The 17,726-nt window shown below is 72.3% G+C and carries 1 protein-coding gene and 1 pseudogene (1 of these 2 running past the window's edge); both read right to left on the bottom strand.

Annotated features, from left to right (window positions below):
* Positions 1-53: 53 nt before the first annotated feature.
* Positions 54-8,369, bottom strand: a pseudogene (locus MYMAC_RS38680) (amino acid adenylation domain-containing protein); the annotation flags it as partial.
* Positions 8,252-17,726, bottom strand: the 3' end of a protein-coding gene (locus MYMAC_RS18775) for a non-ribosomal peptide synthase/polyketide synthase (protein WP_420810008.1). 17,600 nt of this gene lie beyond the right edge of the window; 9,475 of the gene's 27,075 nt are visible here — the last part of the coding sequence; the start codon falls outside the window, past its right edge; it ends in the stop codon at positions 8,252-8,254. The pseudogene MYMAC_RS38680 and the gene MYMAC_RS18775, both read right to left, overlap by 118 nt.

Below are 17,726 nucleotides of genomic sequence, written 5' to 3'. Positions count from 1 at the left end.
TTCCGGTCCACCTTGCCGGTGGGCGTGAGGGGCAGGGTGCCCATGAGCACGAAGGCGGACGGCACCATGTACTCCGGCAGCCGCTCCTGGACGTGCTGACGCAGCAGCTCCGCCGTCACCGGGGCTTCGGGGGTGACGACGACGACCACGTAGGCCACGAGCCGCTTGTCGCCGGGCACATCCTCGCGCGCCAGCACCACGGCCTCCCGCACCTGCTCGTGGGTCCGCAGCACCGCTTCGATTTCGCCCAGCTCGATGCGGAAGCCGCGCAGCTTCACCTGGAAGTCGAGCCGGCCCAGGTACTCCAGCGTGCCGTCATGCCGCCACCGGGCCTTGTCTCCCGTGCGGTACAGGCGCGCGCCCGGGATGCCGCTGAAGGCGTCCGGGATGAAGCGCTCCGCCGTCAGGTCCGGCCGTCCCAGGTAGCCCCGCGCCAGGCCTTCTCCTGAGAGGTACAGCTCGCCCGCGATGCCCGCCGGAGCCACCCGCTGCCGCGCATCCAGCACGTAGGCGCGCGTTCCCTGGATGGGCCGCCCGATGACGGGCACCGGCGCGGTGCCGCTCCGGACGCTGGCGGCGGTGGCGCAGACGGTGCTCTCCGTGGGCCCGTAGGCGTTGTACGCCGTCGTGTGCTCCGTGCTGGCCAACTGCTTCCAGAGCGCCGGGGGCATGGCCTCGCCCGCGCAGACGATGCGCGAGGGGACATGGCGCTGCTCCAGCAACCCGGCCTGGAGCAGCACCGTGAGCTGCGCGGGCGTGCAGTCCAACACGTCCACGCGCTGTTGCCCCAGCCACGCCAGCATCGCCTCGGGGTCCTTCCGAGTCTCCTCGGGCACCAGGCACAGGCAGTGCCCGTCCGCCAGATGGGCCAGCGGCTCCAGGGCCCCGTCGAAGTGGAACGGGGCGTTGAGGCTGATGCGCTGGCGCGTGGTGCCCGCGGACTGGAACACCTGCGCCGTGCCCTCGTGCATGGCGAGCAGCGAGCGGTGCTGCACCATGACGCCCTTGGGCGTGCCCGTGGAGCCGGACGTGTAGATGACGTACGCCAGGTGCTCTTCTCGGACGTCCACCACGACGTTCCGCGTGGGGAGTGACGCCAGCTTCTGCGCGTCCGTGTCCAGACACAGCAGATGACGCACCGCTGGCTTCCAGGCCTCCGCCAGGTGATGGAGGGTGACCAGCACGGAGGCGTCGCTGTCCTTCAGGACGAAGGACTTGCGCTGCGCCGGGGCCGCCGGGTCGATGGGGACGAAGGCCCCTCCGGCCTTGAGCACCGCCAGCACCGCGACGATGGCGTCCGGCGTGCGCTCCAGACACAGCCCCACCCGGACCTCGGGCCTCACGCCCAGGGTGCGCAGGTGCGCCGCGAGCTGGTTCGCCTTCGCGTTGAGCTGCGCGTACGTCAGGACCTGGGACTCCAGCGTCACCGCGGGGGCGTCGGGCGTCCGCGCGGCCTGCTCCTCGACGCGCAGGTGGAAGGTCGCCTCACGGGGGAAGTCCGCCTCATCGGATAATTGCGGCTCCTCCTCCTTTTCGAGCGACAGCGCGGAGACGGGGGTGTCCGGTGATTCCAGCGCCTCCGCCAACATGACCTGGAGGTGCTTCACCAGCCGCTCCGCCGTGGCGGGCTCGAACAGGTCGGTGTTGTAGACGAGCCCACCCTGGTAGCCCTCCGTCACGCGCGAGAGGACCAGCTCCAGCTCGAAGCGGCTGACGGTGTGCTTCGACTCGAAGCCCCGGAGGGTCAGCTCCGGCAGCGTCAGCTCGGGCGCCGGCGTGTTCTGCAGGGCGAACATCACCTGGAACAGCGGCGTGCGGCCCTCCTCGCGAGCGGGCTGGAGCTCCTCCACCAGCCGTTCGACGGGGAGGTCCTGGTGCTCGTACGCGCCCAGCGTGGTGTCACGCACCTGGGCCAGCAGCTCGCGGAACGTCGGGTCCTGACCGAAGCGCGCGCGCAGCGCCAGCGTGTTGACGAAGAAGCCGATGAGCCCCTCCGTCTGCGCGTGCCGCCGTCCGGCGATGGGCGAACCCACCACCACGTCGTCCTGCCCGGAGTACCGGTTCAGCAGCACCTGGAACGCCGCGAGCAGCACCATGAACGGCGTGGCCCGCTCCCGCAGCGCGAGCGCGTCCACGGCCTCGCTCAGCTCCGCCGGCAACTGGATGGGCGTGCTCTCGCCCTGGAAGGAGGGCTGCTCCGGCCTCGGCTTGTCCGTCGGGAGCTCGAGGTAGGCCGGCGCGTCCGCGAGCATCCCGCGCCAGTAGTCGAGCTGGGCTTCCAGGACCCGGCCCTGGAGGTACTTCCGTTGCCACGCCGCGAAGTCCACGTACTGGAACGGGAGCGCGGGCAGGGGAGACGGCTGCCCCTGCCGGTAGGCCGCGTAGAGCGCCGCCATCTCCCGGACCATCACGCCGTTGGACCAGCCGTCCGTGACGATGTGATGCATGTTGAGCACCAGCACGTGCTCGTTCGCGGACTGCTTCATCAGGAGGCCGCGGACCACCGGGCCCTGCGACAGGTCGAACGGGCGCCGGACCTCTTCCTGGACCCGGCGCAGCGTCTCCTCTTCACGGATGCGGGCGTTGGCCGCCCCCGTCAGGTCCAGGACCTGGATGGGGACCGGAGCGGGCGGGTGGATGACCTGGACCGGGCTGTCACCCTCCATGCGGAACGTCGTCCGCAGCACCTCGTGCCGGGCGACCAGCGTGTCGAAGCCCTGCTGGAGCGCGGGCAGGTTCAGGACGCCCGTGAGCTGGAGCACCAGCGGGTGGTTGTAGGCGCTGCTCTCCGAGTCGCCCCACTGGCTGATGACCCACAGCCGCTGCTGGGAGAAGGAGAGCGGCAGCGGCGCGCGTCGGTCCGCGTGCGTCAAGGCCGGCACCGCGGCGCCGGACTGCGCGGGCGCGTTCTTCCGCGCGTCCAGGTATGCCGCGAGGCCAGCGACTGTCGGGGACTCGAAGAAGGCGCGGAGCGGCAGCTCGATGCCGAAGCGCGTGCGGACGCGGACCACGACCTGGGTGGCCAGCAGGGAGTGACCGCCCAACTCGAAGAAGCCGTCGTGGACGCCGATGCGGCGGACACCGAGCACCTGGGCGAACAGCTCGGCCAGGGCCTCCTCCGTCGGCGTGCGCGGCGCCACATAGGTGCCTTGCTGGAGGACGGGAGCATCGGGGGCGGGCAGGGCCTTGCGGTCGACCTTCCCGCTGGGCGTCAGCGGCAGGACGCCCAGGTGAACGAAGGTCGACGGCACCATGTGCTGCGGGAGCTGCTTCAGCAGGTGCGCTCGCAGCGCCTCCGCCTCCAAGGGTGCCGAGTCACCCGTGACGTAGGCCACGAGGCGCGCATCCCCGCGCGTCTCCTCGCGGACCATGGCGACGGCGTCGCGGACTCCCGGGTGGGCGCGCAGCGCGGCTTCGATTTCTCCAAGCTCGATGCGGAAGCCACGCAGCTTCACCTGGAAGTCGGCCCGGCCCAGGTACTCCAGGGTGCCGTCCGGCAGCCACCGCGCCACATCGCCGGTGCGGTAGAGGCGGGCGCCGGGGATGCCGCTGAAGGCGTCCGGGATGAAGCGCTCCGCCGTCAACTGGGGCCGCTGCCAGTATCCGCGCCCCACCTGCACGCCGCCGATGTGCAGCTCGCCAGGAATGCCCACGGGCGTCGGCTGCCCGTGCGCGTCCAGCACGTACAGCGCCGTGTTCGCCACCGGCCGGCCAATGGGCACCCGGTGGAAGTCCTCCCCACGCGGGCACGGCCAGTACGTCACGTCCACCGCTGCTTCCGTCGGGCCGTAGAGGTTGTGCACCCGCACCGGTGCGGGCAGCCGCGCGTACGCCTTCTTCACCAGCTCCGCGCTCAGCGCCTCACCGCTGCACACCACCCGCCGCAGGCTGGCCAACTCCTCCAGCCCCGGCTCCTCCACGAAGGCGCGCAGCATGGACGGCACGAAGTGCACCGTCGTCACGCCCTCCGCCTTCATCAGCTTCACCAGGTACGCCGGCTCCTGGTGCCCACCGGGCCTCGCCACCACCAGCTTCGCCCCGGCCAGCAGCGGCCAGAAAAACTCCCACACCGACACGTCGAAGCTGAAGGGCGTCTTCTGCAGCACCACGTCCGCGCTGCCCAGCCCGTACTCCTCCTGCATCCACTTCAGCCGGTTGACGACGCCCCCGTGCGCATTCATCGCCCCCTTGGGCCGCCCCGTGCTGCCCGAGGTGAAGATGACGTACGCCAGTGACTCCGGGCCCACCTGCACGTCCGGCTTCGTCACCGGCTGTCGCGCGACTTCGCCCGCCGCGCTGTCCAGGCACACCACCCGGGCCGCGCTCTTCGGCAGCACCGACTTCCACTTCTCGTGCGTCAGCAGCACCGAAGCGCCCGTGTCCTCCAGCATCCACCCCAGGCGCTCCTTCGGGTACGCCGGGTCCACCGGCACGTACGCCGCCCCGGCCTTCAGCACGCCCAGCAGCGACACCACCATGTCCACCGAGCGCTCCAGGCACACGCCCACCAGCGACTCTGGCTTCACCCCCAGGCCCCTCAGGTGGTGCGCCACCTGGTTGGCGCGCGCGTCCAGCTCCCGGTACGTCAGCCGCTCCGACTCGAACACCACCGCCACCGCGTCCGGCGTGCGCGCGGCCTGCGCTTCCATCAACGCGTGAATCGTCGCCTCGCCAGCGGGCGCCATCGGCCGCCCCTGGAAGCCCTCCAGCACCTGTTGGCGTTCCCCGTCCGAGAGGATCGCCACGCGCTGAAGCGACAGGTCCGGCGTGGCGACGACCGCCTGGGCGAGCTCCGTCAAATGGCTCGCGAGCCGCTCCAGGGTGGCGCCATCGAAGAGGCCCGAGGCGTACTCGAAGCGGCAGTACAGGGTGTTCTTGCGCTCGACGACCTCCAGGCTCAGGTCGAACTTGGAGGTGTCCGCGTAGAGGCCGAGGCTGCTCAGCTTCAGCCCCTGATACGCGACGTCCACGCTGGGCGTGTTGATGACGTTGAGCACGACCTGGAACACGGGCGTGCGGCTCTGGTCACGCGGCAACTGGAGCGCTTCGATGACGCGCTCGAAGGGCGCGTCCTGGTGCGCGAACGCCTCCAGCGAATGCCGCTTCACGCGGCCCACCAGCTCGCGGAACGACGGGGCGCCTTCCAGCCGCGAGCGCAGCGCGAGCGTGTTCACGAAGCAGCCCAGCAGCCCCTCCACCTCCGGGCGCGAGCGGCCCGCCGTGGGAATGCCCACCGCGAAGTCCTCCTGCCCGGACGTGCGTCCCAGGACGGCCTGGAACAGCGCCATGAGCACCATGAACGACGTGGCGCCCTCGCGCCGCCCGAAGGCGAGCAGCGGTTCGGCGACCTCGGCCGGCAGCTCGAAGCTGTAGCTGCCTCCCGCGTAGGACTGCACCGCGGGCCGAGGCCGGTCCGTGGGCAGCTCCAGCGCGGGCACGCCCGTGAGCTGCTCCTTCCACCAGCGGAGCTGCGCCTCCATCACCGCGCCTTCCAGCCACTTTCGCTGCCAGACGGCGTAGTCCGCGTACTGCACCTCCAGCGGCGGGAGCGGCGACGGGACGCCCGCGCTGAAGCAGGAGTAGAGGACCGACAGCTCGCGGCCCAGCACCAGGGTGCACCACGCGTCGGAGATGACGTGGTGCTGCATCAGGCTGAGGACGTGCTCCTCCGGTCCCATCCGGAGCAGCAACGCGCGCGCCACCGGGCCCTGCTCGAGGTCGAAGGGAATCGCCGCGAGCTCCGTGCACCGCCGCAGCAGCTCCGCTTCGCGCGCCTCCGCCGTGTCGCCGGGGACGTCCTCCACCGGCATCGGCAGCGTGCCTTCCGCGTGGATGAGCTGCACCGCGCCTTCTTCCGTGAGCTGGTACGTGGTGCGGAGGACCTCGTGCCGCTTGACCACCTCGTTGAGCGCGGCCTGGAGCGCCTCGATGTTCAGCGCGCCGCCGAGACGGAAGTTGCTGCCGTTGTTGTAGGCCGTGCTGCTCGGGTCGAGCTGCTGGAGGTACCAGAGGCGCTGCTGCGCGAAGGACAGGGGCAGCGGGCGCGTCCGGGGCACGCGGGGAATCGCCGCGGGCTCGGGTTGCTGCCTCGCCGAGGGCAGCGCCGGCGCGGAGGGCGCCTTCGGCTGCGGCTTCGGCGCGGGGGCCTGGACCTTGGGCGCGGCGGGGAGGGTGACGTGCTCCACGCGGCCGTCCACGCGGAGCCGCGCGTGCCGCCCGGTCCGGAAGAGGCGCGCCGAGCTGCTCGACGGGTGCTGCACGAAGCGGCGGCGTTCCTGCTCGTTCGCGCGCCACAAGTCCCACGGGAGGCCGGCGCCTTCCAGGGCCAGCTCACCGACGACGCCCGGGGGAACCGGCAACCCGGCCGCGTCCAGCACCCAGGTCTGGAGCCCTTCGGGGACACGCTCCGTCGGAGGCCGTGGCAGCAGGCCCCCCTCGTCAGCGGCCCCCGCGAGCAGCACCTCCGTGCCCAGGTTCCGGTGCAGTGACAGCGCCAGCTCCGTGGAGGCGCCGTCCAGGACCAGCGCGCCCACGGGCTCCAGGGCCTCGCGTGCTCGCGGCAGCTCCGCCAGCGTGCGCGCCAGCCGCGCCGAGGCATGCAGGAGCACGGCGCCCGACTGCCGGGCCAGCGCCAGCAGCTCGTCCACCGCGAGCGTCCCCTCCGCCTGCCGCTGGACCTTCCGCCGCGAGGCCTCCTGCTCCAGGCGCTCGCGAATCGCCGTCAACCGGCGCAGGCTCTCCAGCACCCGGGGCGTCTCCACCCCGAAGTCGATGAGGCAGGCCACCTCGTCCACGTCCGCTTCCCGGACGTGGAGCAGCCGTTGCACGCCGCTCTCCACCGTGCCGATGAGGCCGGTGCCCTTGGCGTGGTACTCGAAGGTGCGTTCGAGCAGGGCGTTGATGTCCTCCTCGGACACCTTGTCGATTTCACCCTGGTAGCCCTGCGCGGCCAGCAGGTTGGCCGTGATTTCGGCCGAGCTCCGGAAGTAGCTCAGCAGCGGCTTGCGGACGGTGCGCAGCACCTCCTGCTCGTCGTCGCCGATGAACGCGTGCAACATCAGCGCGACCTGGCCGCGGCCCGGATGCCCGTTGCGGCGCCAGGCCTCGCGGTAGAGCGCCACCTTCTGCTTCAGCTCCTCCAGGGACTGCGTGAGCAGGCCGGTGAGCACGCCCGCGCCCACCTCGCCGGCCAGCCGGAACGTCTCCGGGCTGCCCGCGGCCGTGAGCCACACGGGCAGGTCCTTCTGGACGGGCCTGGGCCGCAGGCCCACCTCCACCGTGGTGCCGCCACCACCCGGACGGCGGACCTTCTCTCCGCGCCACAGCGCGCGAACCGTCTCCAGGTTCCGCAGGAGGATGTTCCGGCGGTCCTCGAAGTTCTGCGGGGCGAAGGTGAAGTCCGCGACGTGCCAGCCCGTGGCCACCGACAGGCCCGCGCGGCCGCCCGAGAGGTTGTCCACCACGGACCACTGCTCGGCGATGAGCAACGGGTCATGCAGCGGGAGGACCACGCTGCCCGAGCGCAGGCTCAGGTTGCGGGTGATGGTGGCCAGCGCGCCCGCCACCACCGCGGGCTGGGGATAGAGGCCGCCGAACGAGTGGAAGTGCCGCTCCGGCGTCCACACCGCGGAGAAGCCGTTGGCGTCCGCGTACTTGGCGCCCTCCACCAGCAGCTCGTACTTCGGGCCGGTGAGGGAGTCCTCATCGTTGGCGAAGTAGATGAGGCTCAGGTCCATCGCCCCCTGGCGAGGACCGCCGCCCTGGAGGACCTCCCACTGGGCCGTCACCTGCTCGGAGGGGAACTTCACGAGGAGCCCACGGGAGAGGGCCCACAGGGCCTCCAGCTCCGGCCGCTCGGCCGAGGACTCCGCGGCGGCCACCCAGGTGGTGCCCTCCGCGGGGCGCAGCCGCTGGTCGAGCGCGTCGAACAGCTCGGTGAGCCCCTGGTGCACCAGGGCCCACGGGGACTGGTTGGCGCCCGCGGGCAGCAGCCACGCCAGCGCCTCCGGCGCGGGGGCCGGGCGCTCCGCCATGGCGCGCGGCGACTCCAGCGCGTCCTCCACATGGACCACCCGCGCCGCATCCAACCGGGCCGCGGTCACGAGGCCGCGCCAGGTGACGAGCACCGGCACCCGGGCTCCGGGCGACGCGAAGTCCGGCAGGCGCCCCAGGTCCGTGGGGCCCACGGCCACGACGGCGCCACCGGCCTCCAGCACGCCCCAGAGGACGGCCAGCTTCGCGGGGGACGGCTTCAGGCAGACGGCGACCGGCTCACCGGGTTGCACGCCGAGCGCCCGCAGGTGCGCGGCGACATTGCGCGCACGCTGGGCGAGGTCGCCCCAGGTCCACGACGTCGAGCCCTGAACCGCGGCGGTGACGCCCGGTTGCTGGGACGCGCGGTGGGACAGGCGCGTCGGCACCGGCGTGGAGACGGGCCGGGGCAGGGGGCGGGCCAGGCGCCGCGGTCCGCGTCCGTGGCCAGCGGCAACCGGGAGATGCGCTCCGACGGCCGGGCCAGCGCGGAGCCCAGGAGCACCTGGAGGTGCTCCACAATGCGCCGGGCGGTGGCTTCGTCGAACAGCTCGGTGGCGTACTCCAGGGCGCCGCTGATGCGCCCGGCGTCGTCACCGAGCACCAGCGACAGGTCGGACAGCGTCGCGCCCCACTGCACCGGGGCGTCCGGCACCTCCACCTTCGTCCCGCGCACGCCGGTCAGCTCCAGCGCGGCGTTCGTGCCGCTCAAGGTGGTGTGGAAGACGAAGATGGTGTCCGTCAGCCGGCCCCGGCCAATGTCCTTGCCAGGGACGAGCGCCTCCACGAGGTGCTCGAAGGGCACGTCCGGGCGCAACTGGACGTCGTTGACCTCCTGCCGCACGCGGGCGAGGAGTTCGAGGAACGTCGGGTCGTCCGCGAAGCTGGTGCGGAACGCGGCCGAGTGCGCCACGTAGCCGATGAGCGGCAGCAGCTCCGGCCGGGTGCGGTTGCCAATGGGCGTGCCGACGATGATGTCCGTCTGCCCGCTGTAGCGGTGCAGCAGCGCCTGCCAGCCGGCGAGCACCATCATGTACGAGGTGTAGCCCTCGCGCTTGCCGAACTCCGCCACCTCGCGGGACAGCGCCGCCGAGAAGGACACGTTCATGCGCACCGACGTCAGCGGGCTCGTCTTGGGGCGCGGCCGGTCCGTGGCGATGTTCAACTGCCGCGGCATGGCGGCGAGCTGGGTGCGCCACCACTGCTCCTGGTCCGGCAGGCGCCCCTCGGCGACGACGCGCCGCTGCCACGCGCCGAAGTCCGCGTACTGCACGGGCAGCGGCGGCAGGGGAGACGGGCGGCCCTGCTGGAAGGCGGCGTAGGTCTGGAACAGCTCGTGGACGAAGATGTTGATGGACAGCGTGTCGCTGACGATGTGGTGGATGTTGCCCAGCAGGATGTGCTCGTTGTCGCCGAGCCGGACCAGCGTGGTCCGGACGACGGGGCCCTTCACCAGGTCGAACGGCTTCGCGGCGTCCTCGCGCGCCAGCCGCATCGCCTCGGCTTCGCGCTGCTCGGGGGTACCGGCGACGTCGATGCGCACCAGCGGGACGTGCATCCGCGCGTGGAAGCGTTGAACGGGGCGGCCATCCACCACGTCGTAGGTCGTCCGCAGCGACTCATGGCGCTGGATGACGTCCTGGACGGCGCGCTCCAGGGTGACCGCGTCCACGACGCCTTCCAGCCGGAAGACGAACGGGATGTTGTACGCGGACAGGCCCGGCAGGTGCTGCTCCAGGCGCCAGACGCGCTCCTGGACGAAGGACAGGGGCAGGGGCTGGTCGCGAGGCAGCGGGACGATGGGCAGCTCGCGCGAGGACTGGGCGACAGGGGCTTGCCGCAGCAGCGGCTCGATGCGCTGGGCGATGCCCGCCACGGTGGGGGCCTCGAACAGCGCGGCCAGGGGGAGCTGGACGCCGAACGTGGACCGCACCTGGTTGAGGAGCTGGGCGGCCATCAGCGAGTTGCCGCCAATCTCCAGGAAGTTGTCGTCGCGGCCCACGAACGGCAGGCCGAGCCGCTCGCGCCAGAGCGCCGCCAGCCGCTCCTCGATGTCGCCGCGCGGCGCGTCCTCACGCTCGGGCGTCGCGGAAGGCGCCGCCTGCTGCGGCGACGTGGCCTGGGGCGCCGCGATGGCTCCCGCTGCCTGGACCGAGGCACCGGAGAGCGTCGCGCCACTCCCCACCGCGGGAGCAGCAGTCGGCCGCGCCGGAGCCTCCACCCAGCAGCGCTTCTCCTGGAACGGGTACGTCGGCAGGTGCAGCCGCAGCCGCTGCTCGTGGCCGTAGAAGACGCGCCAATCCACCGAGACGCCCAGCGTCCACAGCTCGCCCACCGCGTTCATCAAGCTGCCGTGCTCGGTCGCCGTGCCGCCACGGCGCAGCGTCGCCACCGCCTTGACCCGCTCCCTGTCGCGTCCCAGGCAGGCCCGCACCAGCGGCGTCAGGTCCTGGCCGGGGCCGACCTCCAGCACCAGGCTGCAGCCCTCTTCGAGCAGCGCCCCCACGGCCTCCGTGAAGCGCACCGGCTGGCGCATCTGGGCCGCCCAGTAGTCCGGCTGCGCCAGCTCGTGCGCCTGCGCCCAACGGCCCGTGACGCTGGAGGCATAACGGAGCGTCGGGGCCTGCCGCTGGAGCGAGCCCACCACCTCCGCCAGCGCCGGCATCAGCGGCTCCACGTCCGCCGAGTGGAACGCGTGCGGCGCGGGCATCCGTACCGTGCCCACCTCACGCAGCCGCAGCGCCTCCTGAAGCCGCTCCACCTCCGCGACCGGCCCGGCGACGACGCAGCGGTCCGGCGCGTTGATGGCCGCCAGCGACAGCCGGCCCGTCAGCAGCTCCCGCACCTGGGCCTCTGGCATCGCCACCGCGAGCATCGCGCCCGGCGGCATGCGGTGCATCAGCTCGCCGCGAGCCACCGCCAGCCGCATCGCGTCCTCCAGGGACAGCACGCCGGACAGGCACGCCGCGGCGTACTCACCGAAGCTGTGCCCCAGCACCGCGTACGGCTTCAGGCCCCAGTCCATCCACATCCGCGCCAGCGAGTACTCCACCGTGAACAGCGCGGGCAGGGCGGCGCGGGTATCCGCGACGGCGGCCGCGTCCACGCCGGGCCCGGCGAACAGCACCTCGCGGACCCGCGCCTGGAGCGCGGGCGCCAGCAGCGCCAGGCACGCGTCCACCTGCGCGCGGAAGGCCGGCTCCGCTTCGTACAGCTCCCGGCCCATGCCCGCCTGCTGCGCGCCCTGACCCGGGAAGACGAAGGCCACCCGGCGGCGGTTCGCCTCGGCGTCCGTCACCTTCACCGGCGTGTACGGCTTGCGCAGCCGCGCCGTGAGGTCCGCGGCGTCCCGTGCCACCACGGTGCGCCGGAACTCGAAGGCCTTGCGCCCCACGGCGTGCGTGAAGGCCACGTCCGCCAGGGACAGGTCCGCGGCGTGGGCCTCCGCGTGGCCGGCGAGCTGCTTCGACGCGGCCTCCAGCGCCTCGGCGGAGCGGGCGGACAGCGTGATGACCTGGTGTGAGCGCGTGGTGGACCCGCTGTGCGCCATGGGGGGCTCCTCGAGCACTGCGTGGGCGTTGGTGCCGCCAATGCCGAAGGAGCTGACGGCCGCGCGGCGCGGCGTGTCGGTCCTCGGCCACGGCCGCAGGGTGGTGTTGACGAAGAAGGGGCCGGCGTCGAAGTCGATCTGCGGGTTGGGCCGCTCGAAGTGCAGGCTGGGCGGCACCTCGCCGTGGTGCAGGGACAGCGCGACCTTCATCAGGCCCGCGAGCCCCGCCACCGTGTCCAGGTGGCCCATGTTGCTCTTCAGCGAGGCCAGGGCGATGGTGCCCCGGTGCTCGGCGCCCAGGCCGTAGGCGCGCTGGAGCGCGGCCACCTCAATGGGGTCGCCCAGCGGCGTCGCCGTGCCGTGGGCCTCCACGTAGCCGATGTCCTGCGCCCTCAAACCGGAGCGCGCGAGCGCCTGGGCGATGACCGCCGCCTGGCCCTGGACGCTGGGCGCGGTGTAGCCGGACTTGTAGCGGCCGTCGTTGTTGGTCGCCGTGGCCCGGATGACGGCGTAGATGGAGTCGCCGTCCCGCTGCGCGTCCTCCAGCCGCTTGAGGACCACGCAGGCGACGCCGTTGCCGGACACCGTGCCCTGCGCGCTCGCGTCGAAGCTCCGGCAGTGGCCGTCCGGAGAGAGGATCATGCCCTCCTGGTAGACGTAGCCGGTGCGCTGCGGGACGCCGATGCGCGTGGCCCCCGCCAGCGCCACGCCCGAGCGGCCCGCCAGCAGGTTCTGGCAGGCGAGGTGAACGGCGACGAGCCCCGTGGAGCACGCCGTGTACACGAGGACGCTCTCACCGGTGAGCCCCAGCTTGAACGAGGCCTTGGTGGCCAGGCTCTCATGGGTGGCGGTGCCGTAGAGCTCGAACACCGCCGCGCCATCCAGCGGCATCGTCGCGCGGACCGCGTCCTTGTAGCCGGAGTCGACGGCCCCCGCGTACAGCGAGATGGCCTCCGGCGTGCGCTCCGGGTCGATGCCCGCGTCCTCCAGCGCGGACCACGCCGTCTGGAGGAAGAGCCGCTGCTGCGGGTCCATCCACTGCGCCTCGCGCAGCGACACATCGAAGAAGCCCGGGTCGAACCCGTCGATGCCGTCCAGGACACCGCCGGCCGGGACGAAGGCCGGGTGCTGGGACAGCTCCACGCCTTCGGGCAGGCCGGGCAGCCGCTCCAGCTCCTCGGGGGAGAAGCGGGAGATGGACTCCACGCCCTCGCGCAGGTTCCGCCAGAAGTCCTGGACGGAGCGGGCCCCCGGGAAGCGGCCCGACATGCCGACGATGGCCACGAGCCCGGAGCCCGTCGTGGGCCGGGCCTCGGCGCTTGCTTCAGGGGCCGGCGTGGGCCGCGCGGGGGTGGGGGCCTCATCCACCTTCGCGTCGCGCTCCAGGACGGCGGTCAGGGCGTCCACCGTGGGGTGCTCGAAGAGCCACACCACGGGCACGTCCCGGTTCAACGTCTCCCGCATCCGCTTGGCGATGCGGACGACGGACAGGGACGTGCCGCCCAGGTCATCGAACAGGTGGTCATGAAGCCCGATGCGCTCCGTGCCCAGCTCCTTCGCCCACAGCGCGGCGAGCTGCTGCGCCAGCGCGCTGGACGGCTCCACGAAGCGCCCCTCACGGCCCGAGGACGCGCTGTCCGGCGCCGGGAGCGCCTTGCGGTCCACCTTGCCACTGGTGCTCAGCGGCAAGGCCGGGAGGACCACGAAGACGGACGGCACCATGTACTCGGGGAGCTGCTGCCGCATGCCCGCGCGCAGCGCCGCGACGTCCAGCGGCGCGTCATCGCGTCCCATGGCGTAGGCCACCAGGCGCTTGTCGCCAGGCACGTCCTCGCGGACCACGGCGGCGGCCTCCAGCACGCCGGGCTGCGCGCGCAGCGCGGCCTCGACGTCCGCCAGCTCGATGCGGAAGCCCCGGACCTTCACCTGGTTGTCGGTGCGGCCAATGAACTCCAGCGTGCCGTCCGGGAGCCACCGGACCAGGTCGCCCGTCCGGTAGACGCGCTCGCCCGGCCTGGCGGCGAAGGGGGAGGGAATGAAGCGCTCCGCCGTGAGGTCCGGCCGTGACACGTACCCACGCCCGAGCCCTTCACCGCCCAGGTACAGCTCGCCGGGCACGCCCACGGGGACGAGCTGGAGCTGCGAATCCAGCACGTAGGCCTGCGTGTCCGTGACGGGCCGGCCAATGGGCACGGAGGCCCCGACCTGTGAGGCCTCATAAGCCGTGTAGCTGGCGGAGATGATGGAGTTCTCCGTTGGCCCATACCCGTTGGAGACGGGGACGCCGACGGTGCTCAGCGTGCGGCGCGTGTGCGGGGCGGACAGGATGTCGCCCACCACGTGGATGGCCCGCAGCTTCCGCAGCAGGTCGGTCCGGTGCTCCACCACCTGCGAGAACAGGCCGGCCGGGAAGTGGATGAGCGTGACGCCGTGGCGCTCCACCACGCGGGACAGCGTCTCCAGGTCACTGGCCTGGGCCTCCGGCGGGTAGAGGACGACGCGGCTCCCGTTGAGCAGCGGAATCCACAGCTCCATCACCGAGCCGTCGAACGAAGCGGGCGCCATGACGAGCCCCGTCTCCCGGACGCCGAAGCGGATGAAGGGCTCGCTGTGCATGAGGCGCAGCACGCCCCGGTGCGGGATGCCCACGCCCTTCGGGCGGCCCGTGCTCCCTGACGTGAACATCACGTACGCCAGGTTGTCCGGCCCCGCGTCGGACACCGGGGGCGAGGTGGGCCAGGCGCTCAGGTCCAGCGCCTCCAGCAGCAGGACCGGGAGCCCGGCGTCGGGGAGCGGCAGCTTCGCGTGGTTGGCCCGCGACGTGAGCAGGAGGCGCGGCGGCGCGTCCTCCAACATGATGGCCAGCCGCTGCGCCGGGTACGACGCGTCCAGCGGCACGAACGCGCCGCCGGCCTTGAGCACCGCGAGCAGCGCGACGACCCACTCCGTGCCCCGGTCCAGGCTCACGGCCACGAGCACCTCCGTGCCCACCCCCCGCGCACGGAGCAGGTTCGCGAGCTGGTTGGCCCGCATGTCCAGTTGCTCGAAGGTCAGCGTCTCGTCGCCACACTCCAGCGCCACGGCGAACGGACGCAAGGCGGCGTGCCGCGCGATGAGCTCCGCGATGGTGCTGTCAGCGGTGTCGTACCGGGCCGGAGGGCCGCTCCAATCCCGGAGGAGCTGCTGGCGCTCGTCCGGGGTGAGCAGCTCCAGCGTGCCCAGCGGCTGGTCCGGCGAGGCGCTCACGGACGCCAGGAGCACACGCAGGTGCCCGGCGATGCGGGCCACGGTGGCGGGGTCGAAGAGGTCGGTGCTGTACTCGATGGCGCCGCGCAGGCCACCGGCGTCTTCCGTGAGGGCGAGCCCCAGGTCGAAGCGCGAGGTCCCGATGTCCACGTCCGCGGGCCGCAACGTGAGGCCGCTGGCCTGCATCGGCCCCGTGGGCGTGTTGAGCAGCGAGAAGTAGGTCTGGACCAGGGGATTGCGGTCCAGGCCTCTCCGGGGTTGGAGCTCCTCGACCAGCTTCTCGAAGGGCAGGTCCTGGTGCTCGTAGGCGGCCCGGGTGGTGTCTCGGACCTGCTGGAGCAGCGCGCGGAACGAGTCCTTCGGCCGCACCCGGGCCCGCAGGACCAGCGTGTTGACGAAGAAGCCGACCAGGCCCTCGACCTCACCGTGGCGGCGGCCCGCGATGGGCGAGCCCACCAGCAGGTCTTCCTGCCGGCTGTACCGCGCGAGCAACACCTGCCACACGGCCAGCAGCGCCATGTAGGGCGTGGCCCCCGCCTGACGCGCCAACGCGAGGAGCGGCGCCACCACGTCCTGGGGCAGGTGAAGGGGAACCAGCTCGCCGAACTGCGAGCGCTGGCTGGTCCGAGGCTTGTCGGTGGGCAGGTCCAGCACCAGGGGCGCCCCGGCGAGCTGCGCCTTCCACCAATCCACCTGCGCGGTGAGCACGTCCCCCTGGAGCCACTGCCGCTGCCAGGCCGCGAAGTCCGCGTACTGGATGGGCAGCGGCGGCAGCGCGGGGCTCCGGCCCTGGGAGAACGCTTCGTAGGCGGCGGCGACCTCGCGCACGATGACGCCGAACGACCAGCCGTCCGACACGATGTGGTGCATGACGAGCACCAGCACGTGCAGCTCCGCGTCCACCTTCAACAGCAGGGTGCGCAGGAGCGGCCCCGTGCTCAAATCGAACGGCTGGCCGGCCTCCGTGGAGGCCAACCGGCGCGCCTCGGCCTCGCGGTCTTCCTGGGGCAGGCCGGTGAGGTCCGTCAGCGGGAGCGCCCACTCCCCCGCGGGCTGGATGACCTGGATGGGGTCACCGTCCCGCATCACGAAGGTCGTGCGCAGCGGCTCGTGGCGCCGGACGAGGTACTCCACGGCCCGGCGGAGGGCCTCGGTGTCCAACGCGCCTTCCAGCCGGACCGCGGCGGGCAGGTTGTACTGGCTGCCACCGGGCTGGAGCTGGTCGATGAGCCACAGCCGCTGCTGCGCGAAGGACGGCGGCAGGTTCCCTTCGCGAGGCACCGGCCGGAGCTGCGGCGTCTGGGGGCCGGACGCGCGGACCAGCATGCCTTCCTCGACCAGCTCGGTGACGCGGGCCACGGAGGGCGCGTCGAAGAGCGCGTTGAGCGAGAGCTCCACGCCGAAGGTGCTGCGCAGGCGGGAGAGGACCTGCGTGGCCAGGAGCGAGTGGCCGCCCAAGGCGAAGAAGTCATCGTGCAGCCCCACGTGCTCCACGTGGAGGAGTTCCCGGAAGATGGTCGCGACGCGCTGCTGGAAGGGAGTCATGCGCTCGGGCACCGGCGGGGCAACGGCCCCGGGGGCAGGGGTGGTCACCGGCCGAGGCAGGGCCTTTCGGTCCACCTTGCCGTTGAGAGAGAGAGGGAGGGACGGCAACGTCACGATGGCCATGGGCACCATGTGGACCGGCAGCCGTTCGGCCAGCCGAGCCCGCAGCGCCGTGACGTCCGGCGCCGGTTCACCCGTGACGTAGGCCACGAGGCGCTGATCGCCGGGGGCGTCTTCACGCACCACGGCGACAGCGTCGCGGACATCCGGGTGGGCGCGCAGCGCGGCTTCGATTTCTCCAAGCTCGATGCGGAAGCCGCGCAGCTTCACCTGGAAGTCGGCCCGGCCCAGGTACTCCAGCGTGCCGTCCGGCAGCCACCGCGCCACGTCGCCGGTGCGGTAGAGGCGCGCGCCGGGGATGCCGCTGAAGGCGTCCGGGATGAAGCGCTCCGCCGTCAACTGCGGCCGCTGCCAGTACCCGCGCCCCACCTGCACGCCGCCGATGTGAAGCTCTCCCGGAATGCCAATGGGCGTCGGCTGCCCGTGCGTGTCCAGCACGTACAGCGCCGTGTTGGCCACCGGCCGGCCAATGGGCACGCGGTGGAAGTCCTCGCCACGCGGGCACGGCCAGTACGTCACTTCCACCGCCGCTTCCGTCGGCCCGTAGAGGTTGAGCACCCGCACCGGTGCGGGCAGCCGCGTGTAGGCCTTCTTCACCAGCTCCGCGCTCAGCGCCTCGCCGCTGCACACCACGCGTCGCAGGCTGGCCAACTCCTCCAGCCCCGGCTCCTCCACGAAGGCCCTCAGCATGGACGGCACGAAGTGCACCGTCGTCACGCCCTCCGCCTTCATCAGCTTCACCAGGTACGCCGGCTCCTGGTGCCCTCCGGGCCTCGCCACCACCAGCTTCGCCCCGGCCAGCAGCGGCCAGAAGAACTCCCACACCGACACGTCGAAGCTGAAGGGCGTCTTCTGCAGCACCGCGTCCGCGCTGCCCAGCCCGTACTCCTCCTGCATCCACTTCAGCCGGTTGACGACGCCCCCGTGCGCATTCATCGCCCCCTTGGGCCGGCCCGTGCTGCCCGAGGTGAAGATGACGTACGCCAGTGACTCCGGGCCCACCTGCACGTCCGGCCTCGTCACCGGCTGTCGCGCGACTTCGCCCGCCGCGCTGTCCAGGCACACCACCCGGGCCGCGCTCTGCGGCAGCACCGACTTCCACTTCTCGTGCGTCAGCAGCACCGAAGCGCCGGTGTCCTCCAGCATCCACCCCAGGCGCTCCTTCGGGTACGCCGGGTCCACCGGCACGTACGCCGCACCGGCCTTCAGCACGCCCAGCAGCGACACCACCATG

This window comes from Corallococcus macrosporus DSM 14697 (genome assembly GCF_002305895.1).
GTDB classification, from domain to species: domain Bacteria; phylum Myxococcota; class Myxococcia; order Myxococcales; family Myxococcaceae; genus Myxococcus; species Myxococcus macrosporus.
This window is presented reverse-complemented; position numbering and strand designations above follow the sequence as displayed.